The organism is Rhodococcus sp. P3_B8, assembly GCF_056402775.1.
The window spans coordinates 1-8,039 of sequence record NZ_JBFUGT010000294.1 but is presented as its reverse complement, the minus strand read 5'-3'; the positions used below and the strand labels follow the sequence as shown (position 1 = coordinate 8,039).

Annotated in this window: 8 protein-coding genes; 6 read left to right on the top strand and 2 right to left on the bottom strand. The window is 68.8% G+C overall.

The window, feature by feature from the left end:
- Positions 1 to 852 (bottom strand): DUF475 domain-containing protein (locus tag AC1D1G_RS37810; protein WP_477956136.1); only part of this gene is annotated, 852 nt, incomplete at its 3' end.
- A 118-nt stretch (positions 853 to 970) separates the two neighbouring features.
- A complete protein-coding gene (locus tag AC1D1G_RS37805; RefSeq protein WP_005251244.1) occupies positions 971 to 1,546 on the bottom strand; it encodes a TerD family protein in 576 nt (191 codons plus the stop codon).
- A gap of 258 nt (positions 1,547 to 1,804) precedes the next feature.
- Here AC1D1G_RS37805 and AC1D1G_RS37800 point away from each other — a divergent pair, with 258 nt between their 5' ends.
- The 6 genes from AC1D1G_RS37800 to AC1D1G_RS37775 form a co-directional block, all read left to right on the top strand.
- Complete coding sequence (locus tag AC1D1G_RS37800) at positions 1,805 to 2,926, top strand: hypothetical protein (RefSeq protein WP_283333941.1); 1,122 nt, start codon at positions 1,805 to 1,807, stop codon at positions 2,924 to 2,926.
- A 12-nt stretch (positions 2,927 to 2,938) separates the two neighbouring features.
- Positions 2,939 to 4,141, top strand: a complete 1,203-nt coding sequence (locus AC1D1G_RS37795) for an HpcH/HpaI aldolase/citrate lyase family protein (RefSeq protein ID WP_317568206.1) — start codon at positions 2,939 to 2,941, stop codon at positions 4,139 to 4,141.
- Positions 4,138 to 5,421, top strand: a complete 1,284-nt coding sequence (locus tag AC1D1G_RS37790; RefSeq protein ID WP_283354411.1) for a phosphoribosyltransferase family protein — start codon at positions 4,138 to 4,140, stop codon at positions 5,419 to 5,421. Before AC1D1G_RS37795 ends, AC1D1G_RS37790 begins: the two co-directional genes overlap by 4 nt.
- On the top strand, positions 5,418 to 6,527 hold the full coding sequence (locus AC1D1G_RS37785) for a cysteine protease StiP family protein (RefSeq protein ID WP_477956135.1): 1,110 nt from the start codon (positions 5,418 to 5,420) through the stop codon (positions 6,525 to 6,527). The genes AC1D1G_RS37790 and AC1D1G_RS37785 overlap by 4 nt, the downstream gene beginning before the upstream one ends.
- Positions 6,524 to 7,402, top strand: coding sequence for an HAD family hydrolase (locus tag AC1D1G_RS37780; RefSeq protein ID WP_317568207.1), 879 nt, complete (start codon positions 6,524 to 6,526; stop codon positions 7,400 to 7,402). The genes AC1D1G_RS37785 and AC1D1G_RS37780 overlap by 4 nt, the downstream gene beginning before the upstream one ends.
- Positions 7,403 to 7,464: 62 nt before the next feature.
- A partial coding sequence (locus tag AC1D1G_RS37775) for a TerD family protein (RefSeq protein ID WP_477956134.1) occupies positions 7,465 to 8,039 on the top strand: 575 nt, incomplete at its 3' end.

The window sequence follows — 8,039 nt, the reverse complement described above, 5'->3', positions numbered from 1 at the left end:
GCCGAGGCCGAGGGCGATGATGATCGGGTCGGACGTGATCGCGAACGCGCCGATCACACCGTCGAAGGAGAACGACGCGTCGAGGACCTCGAGGTAGAGGAACAGGAAGAACCCGGCCTTACCGGTGGCCTTGGCCAGCTCGGTCGGTCCGCCCTTGGACCCTTCGACCAGTTCTCCGTCTTCGTCTTCCCCCGGAGTGTTGAACAACTCACCGAGACCGTTGACGGCGATGTAGGTGACCATGCCGAGGACGCCCGCGATCATCACCGTGGAGACCGTGTCCGCGGGAGCGATGTACGCGGCGGTGATCAGCAGCAGGGCGCCGGCGATGATGACGGCCAGCTGATCGAGCTTGCCCGCGCGGGCAAGGGGCTTCTCCAGCCAGGACAGCCAGGTGATCTCCCGCTCTTCCAGGATGAAGCCGAGGAACAGCATCAGCAGGAACATGCCGCCGAACGCCGCGATCTGCGGGTGCGCGTCGGTGAGCAGCGTTTCGTAGCTGGCGCTGCCGTCGGGGAAGTACGCGGCACCGTCGGCAGGCGGGTTGAGAGCCAGGTCGAGGGCGGCGACGGGGCCGAGGCCGGACGCGAGCCACACGATGACGAGGGGGAAGACCAGACGCATACCGAACACCGCGATGACGATGCCGACGGTGAGGAAGATCTTCTGCCAGAACTCGCTCATCCGGCGGAGCACGGTGGCGTTGATGACGGCGTTGTCGAAGGACAGTGAGATCTCGAGGATCGACAGGATCACCACGAGGAGGACGGCCTGGGGGCCTCCGTAGAGCGCCGCGATGATGATGGAAATCACCGTCACGGCGAAGGAGAGACCGAATATTCGCAGAACCACGAAGCGTGGCCTTTCTCTAGTGGGCATGCAGGGTGGCTACTGCAGGTGGACGAGCACCGGGGGAGGGTTTCACGTCAGGGCCGTGAAACCCTCCCCCGGCTGGAGAACGTGACGACTGTCAGACGTTGACGCCGTAGTCGCGGGCGATACCGGCCAGCCCGGACGCGTAGCCCTGGCCGATGGCGCGGAACTTCCACTCCGCACCGTTGCGGTACAGCTCGCCGAAAACCATAGCGGTCTCGGTCGACGCGTCCTCGGACAGGTCGTAGCGGGCGAGCTCGGTGCCGTTGGCCTGGTCGACGACGCGGATGTAGGCGTTGCGGACCTGACCGAACGACTGCGAACGGGTCTCCGCATCGTAGATCGAGACGGGGAACAGGATGCTCTCGATGTTCGCGGGGACCGCCGCCAGGTTGACGTTGATCACCTCGTCGTCGCCCTCGCCCGCACCGGTGGTGTTGTCACCGATGTGCTCGATCGAGCCGTCGGGGGAGCGCAAGTTGTTGAAGAACACGAAGTGCTGGTCCGACACGACCTTCTTGTCGGCGCCCGCACCGATGGCGCTGGCGTCGAGGTCGAAGTCGGTGCCGGTGGTCGAGCGGGCATCCCATCCGAGTCCGACAGCCACCGCGGTCAGGTTCGGCGCCTCCTTCGTGAGAGAAACATTGCCGCCCTTGGTCAAGCTGACGCCCATTCAGGGGTCCTTTCGAGAGGAGGTGGGTGGACCCTCGACAACTGTCGAAGTTCCGGGTTCGTCGTGCAACACCACGATAATGAATTTGTCCGACTTGTCCCATCCCGCGAACTGTCCACAGGTTTGTGCACAGGCAATTCCGGACCACTCGGGGTTGTCGGCCCGACCAGTACGATTCAGGACGTGACGAGCGGATGGGCGGGACGCTTCCGAGGAAGAGCCCGGGGCGACGACTCGGCTCGTCGCGCCCACGACACGATGGTCGCAGCGTTTCTCGATATGGACAACCGGCAGAGCATCGCTGCCGCGGCCGTGGACGCCTCGGACCAGCTGACTCCGGAACGCGGAATCCGGCGGGCCTGGGAACCGGTTCGCGACGGGTGCTACCAGGCCGCGACGGCGTACCTGGCGGCGGAAGACCAATTCGAGAACGTGCAGACACCCGCGGCGGCCGCGGCGTACGAGCAGGTGACGCGGCAGTTGGTGGCGGCGACGCAGTCTCTCGACGAGTTCTATCGCACACATCGGGGCCATCTCGAGGAGTCGACCGCGATGCTGGCGGCCGTACCCCAACTCGCCCAGCAGGCGCTTCAGGTCGCCTCCGCGGCGCAGCAGCGGGTGCAGACCGAGGGCGGCGCGTACGCCGGCTACCCGTCGGTGCGCGACCGGGGAGCGGCGCTCGAGGCCGCGGTCGTGGCGCTGCAGGGCGCCCGTGGCGCCAATCCGGTCCGCGAAGCGGCAGCGCGCGTGCGGGAGGAGTCGGCGGCGCTCGAGAAGGCACTGGCCGCGGCCCCGTCCAAGGAACTGGACGCCGCTCACGCCGTGTCGTCGGTGACGACGAGGATCGCCGCGGTGCAGACGCGGGCGGAACGGCTGGCGCCCGCCTACTCCGCCCTGCTGCGCGAGTTCAACGCGGCCAGTTCGGCGGATCTCGTCCACAACGACCGCGAGAGCCGCAGGCACATCGAGCAGGCGCAAACCGATCTGCAGCAGGCGCAGAAGGCTCTGACCGCCGGAAATCCGGAGGGGGCGCTGGATCTGACCGCCGCCGCGCGGACCCATCTGGTCGACGCCGAGGCGAACGTCGACGGTGTCACCGATCGCCTGCTGTTGCTGCGGGAGGTCCGCGAGAACCCACGGGCCAAGGAGAACGAGATCAGATTTCGCCTCCGCGACGCCCAGATGTTGGCTGTCAATCGTGGTCTCGTGCGGGAATGGGGATCGGTCCTCGACGCTCAGCTCGAGCGGATAGACCGAATTGCAGGGACACTGACCGGGAGGCATCCCGACTACTGGGCGTACGTCGCCCAGCTCGATGCCGTGTCGGCGTTCATCGCCGAGGTGGTTCAGAAGATGAGAGGACACACAGGACAGCGATGACACGGGGGGACGATGAGCATTAGCGAAGAAATGATGCCGGCTGCGGTAAAGCACGTTCGGCACTTCCACCACCTCGATCCCGAGACGCACGGCCGGCTGTTCCTGCACGCTCCGCAGGCTCTCGGGCCGGACGAGGATCGCACGGTGCTGGCCGTCGCGCTGGGCGCGACGCTGTACGTGCCTGCGACGAGGTCCGACCTCGCGGACACGATCCTTCGCCGGTCCGGTGACGGGGTCTGCTCGATGGTCCTGGACCTCGAGGACGCGGTGGCCGACGATCAGGTGGAGGCGGCGCTGCTCAACGCCGTCGACGCGCTCGATCGGCTCGCCGTCCACGGTGGTGCGCGGATGCAGTTGTTCGTGCGGGTGCGGGCGGCCGAGGACCTTCGGCGGATCGCCGACCTGCTGACCACCGGCGTCGAGGTGTTGTCCGGATTCGTGATCCCCAAGTTCGGTGGTGCGACGGGACGTGCGTTCCTCGACGAGCTGGCCGCGGCGTCGGAGCGGCTCGGCAAGCACCTGTACGCGATGCCGGTGCTCGAATCGCCGGCACTGGTGCACCGGGAGACCCGCGACGACGAACTCGCGAAGATCGGTGAACTGCTCGTCGAACACCGCGAGCGGATCCTCGCCGTGCGCATCGGCGCCACCGACATGTGTGCCACGTTCGGCATCCGCCGCGACCGCGACCTGACGATCTACGACGTGCGGGTGGTCGCGGACGCGATTGCCGGCATCGTCAACTTCCTGGGCCGCGCCGACGACACCGGACACGTCATCACCGGTCCCGTGTGGGAGTACTTCGCCGACCACGAGCGGATGTTCCGGCCGACCCTGCGCGCCACGCCGTTCGAGGAGCACAACGAGGTGCGGTTCCGTCAGCAGCTGGTCAGCCGGGATCTGGACGGTCTGCTGCGGGAAATCGCCCTCGACCGCGCCAACGGCATCCAGGGCAAGACGGTCATCCACCCCACGCACGTCGCGGCCGTGCACGCCCTGTCCGCGGTGACGCACGAGGAGTACCACGATGCGCTCGACATTCTCGGCGCCGAGGGCGTCGGCGGCGTCCAGGCGTCGGGATATCGCAACAAGATGAACGAAATGCGCCCGCACCGCAGCTGGGCCGAGAAGACACTCGTCCGGGCGAAGGTGTTCGGCGTGACAAACGAGGGAATCACGTTCGTGGATCTACTGACTGCACTGGCCGTCCGATGAGCTCACCCACTGCCGTGCGCGCAGTGCCCTGGGCCACGGAACACCTGGGGTTGACGCTCGCCCACGTGGGTTCGGGCACGGGGCTGACCATCCCCGAACTCGTCGAGCCCGGCCTGCGGCGCAACCCGCGTCGTGCCCACCTGCTCGTCTCGACGGTCCTCGGCAAGCACGTGCCCACCGACCCGGGTGCCGTGATCGGCGCGGGCGACCGTCTCGGCGATCTGGTCGCCGACGTTCTCGGACCGGATGCAGATCCCGTGGTGCTCGGATTCGCGGAGACCGCAACAGGTCTGGGGCATTGTGTCGCGGCCCGGCTGCGCGCTCGGTGTTACCTGCACTCCACGCGCCGGGACGTCCCCGAGATCGGGACGTCCGCCGGGTTCGAGGAGGGGCACTCGCACGCGACCAGCCACCAGCTGCAGCCGACGTCCGTCGAGTTGTTCACGGGCGATCGCCCTCTCGTCCTCGTGGACGACGAGATTTCCACCGGCGCCACCGCGGTCGACGCGATCCGCGCGTTGCACCGGCAGAACCCGCGCAGCCGTTACGTCGTGGCGTCGCTCGTCGACATGCGCGAGCAGGGCCACCGGGACGCTGCCGACGCCGCCGCCGCCGAACTGGGGGTGCAGATCGACAGCGTGAGTCTGGCGGTGGGGCGCACCGAGCTTCCCGACGGCCTGATCGACTCGGTCGGTGCCCTTCCGGAACCGGTGCTCAACCCCGTCGGTGAGCGGACCGGGGCCGTCGAGCGCGCCGACATACCGTGGCCCGCAGCGGTTCCGGAAGGTGGCCGGCACGGGTTCCTGCGGGAAGACACCGAGGAGTTCGATGCGGCCGTCGCGTCGGCGGCCGCGGTGCTCCGGGACCGGCTCGATCCGCAGCGCCCGGTGATCGTCGTCGGACACGAAGAGCTGATGTACCTGCCTCTGCGAATTGCGGACGCGCTCGCCACGTCCGGTGTCCGGGTTCGTTTCCAGACGACCACGCGGTCACCCGCCTACGTGCTCGACCAGCCGGGATATCCGCTGCGCCGAGGATTCCGTTTCACAGCGCCCGAGAACGGTGAAGAGCAGCCGCGTTTCGTCTACAACGCCGAGTGGCCGGACGAGGACGCCGTCGTGGTCGCGGTGATCGACGCCGCGGCCGACACCGACCGGCTCACGGCGGCCGGCGGATTCCTCGACGTGCTCACCGCGTCGGGGACGGATGTGCTCCTGGCCGTCGTGTCCGGCGCCGACCCGCGGTCGCTGCGCGCCGCACGTGCGGGAGCGTCGACGTGACGGCGCCGCTGACCGGCCCGGCGTTCGGTTCGTACTCCGCCGACGAGGTGGGCTGGCTGCTCAAAGACCTGTCGCACGTCGACCTCGAAGCCGATGTCGCCGAGCGGGAGCGCCGAATCCAGTCGGGTGAGTCCCACTACGCGGAGACGCTGCCCATCGAGTACCAGCCCGACGCGGAGTACCGCGAGCTGTTCGAGAAGGTGCTGCAGGACAGCTCCATCCGGCTGGCGCGCGCCGTGGGGACGGTCACCGACCTCGTGCTGGCCGAGCGGGGCCGCGACGTCACCCTCGTGTCACTGGCGCGGGCGGGAACCCCGGTGGGTGTGCTCATGCGCCGCTGGGCGCGGGACGTCCACGGGTTGACGCTGCCGCACTACGCCGTCTCCATCGTCCGCGACCGGGGGATCGACGCCGTCGCGCTCGACTACCTTGCGCGTCATCACGACCCGGCGAACGTGGTGTTCGTCGACGGCTGGACGGGCAAGGGTGCCATCGCCCGCGAGTTGTCGCAGGCACTCGCCGAGTACCGCGAAGCCGGTGGCGCCGAATTCGACGACGACCTCGCCGTCCTCGCCGATCCCGGGCACTGCGTCCGCACGTTCGGCACCCGCGACGACTTCCTGATCGCCTCCGCGTGCCTGAACTCGACCGTGTCGGGCCTGGTGTCGCGGACCGTCCTCAACGACACACTGATCGGACCCGGCGACTTCCACGGCGCCAAGTTCTACGCGCACCTGGCGGGCGAGGACGTGTCCAATCATCTCCTCGATTCCGTCGGCGCGTCTTTCGGGGACGTACGCGAGCACGTTCCCGGCGACGTCGAGGACCTGCTGCGGTCGGACCRCACCCCCACCTGGGACGGCTGGAAGTCCGTCGAGGCGGTCCGGGAGCAGTACGGGATCTCGAGTGTGAACTTCGTGAAGCCGGGCGTCGGCGAGACCACCCGGGTGCTGCTGCGCCGGGTGCCGTGGCGGGTGCTCGTCCGCGATCTCGACGCCCCGGAGCACGCACACATCCGGCTACTCGCCGCCGCGCGGGCGGTCCCCGTCGAAGAGGTCCCCGGCCTGGCCTATTCGTGTATGGGCCTGATCAAGGATGTGACATGACCGCGCTGATCGCGACCGACCTCGACCGCACCATGATCTACTCGCGCGGGGCCATGGAACTCGCCGTCACCGAGAGTGACGTGGCCGAGCGGCCCGGCGACGAGGACCTCCTCTGCGTCGAGGTGTACGACGGCAAGCCGCTGTCCTACGTCACGTCGGCCGCCGAGGCCATGCTGCGGAAGCTCACCGCGTCCGCCGTGGTCGTGCCTACCACCACGCGCACCGTCGCCCAGTTCCAGCGCATCGACCTGCCGGGGGCGCCGTGGCGGTACGCGATCACGACCAACGGCGGCAACATCCTCGTCGACGGGGTGCCCGATGCGGGCTGGCGGTCGGGTGTCGACATCGCGATGGCCGACGGTGGAGCCTCGCTGGTGGAGGTCGGCGCCGAGCTGAGCCGACGCATCGACGACAGCTGGGTGCGTTCGTCCCGGGTGGCCGACGAGTTGTTCTCCTACCTGGTCGTGGACCTCGACGCGATGCCGGCCGGCTTCGTCGAGGAGTGGAACGACTGGTGCGTCGACCGGGGATGGGGGGCCTCCCGGCAGGGCCGCAAGATCTACACGATGCCCGACGCGGTGTGCAAGAGCCGCGCGGTCGCGGCAGTCCGTACGAGGCTCGTCGACGACGGAGTGCTCGAGCCGGAAGCGCCCGTGCTGGCGGCCGGGGACGGAGCCCTCGACGCCACCATGCTCAGTGCCGCCGACGCCGCCATCCGCCCCCGGCACGGCGAACTCGAAACCCTCGACTGGCAGCACCCGACCCTGTCGGTCACCGGAAGCAGCGGTATCGCCGCTGGTGAGGAGATCCTGCGCTGGTTCGCGGACCGTGTCGCGCGGGGTGCGGGGACGACGGCCGTCGGCTCTCTTTTGTAGGTTGTAGGCAAACAGACCAAACGGGACAAACCCGACGCTCCCACAGTGAAGGAACCACCGCAGTGTCCACTCCGCTAGCCAAGGGTCAGAACGGCCCGCTGAGCGTCGACGACGTCATCGTCTCCCTCGAACTGACGGCCGCCGCCGACCTGTCCGCGCTGCTCGTCACGGACTCGGGGAAGGTCCGTTCGGACGCCGACTTCGTCTTCTTCAACCAGCCGACCGGTCCCGGGGTGCAACTCGTGCCCGGAGCCACCGGGCAGGCGGCCTCGCTGAAGGTGTCGCTCGGCGCGGTGCCTGCCGACATCGCGCAGGTGCGCGCGGTCATCACGCTCGACGACGCCACCAGTAGCTTCGGCCGCTCCGCGCCGCCGACCGCCCGGGTCGCCGACGGCGCCGGAAACTCGCTGTACGAGTACAAGATCGAGGGGCTGAACTCCGAGTCGATCGTCATCGCGCTCGAGCTGTACCGACGCCAGGGCGCCTGGAAGGTGCGGGCCGTCGGGCAGGGCTACGCCGGCGGGTTCGCCGCACTCGTCACCGATCACGGCGTGTCCGTCGACGACGCCCCCGCACCCGCCGTCGCTCCCGTCCAGCAGCCGCCGGCGCCCGCACCGGCACCGCAGGCCGCCTACCC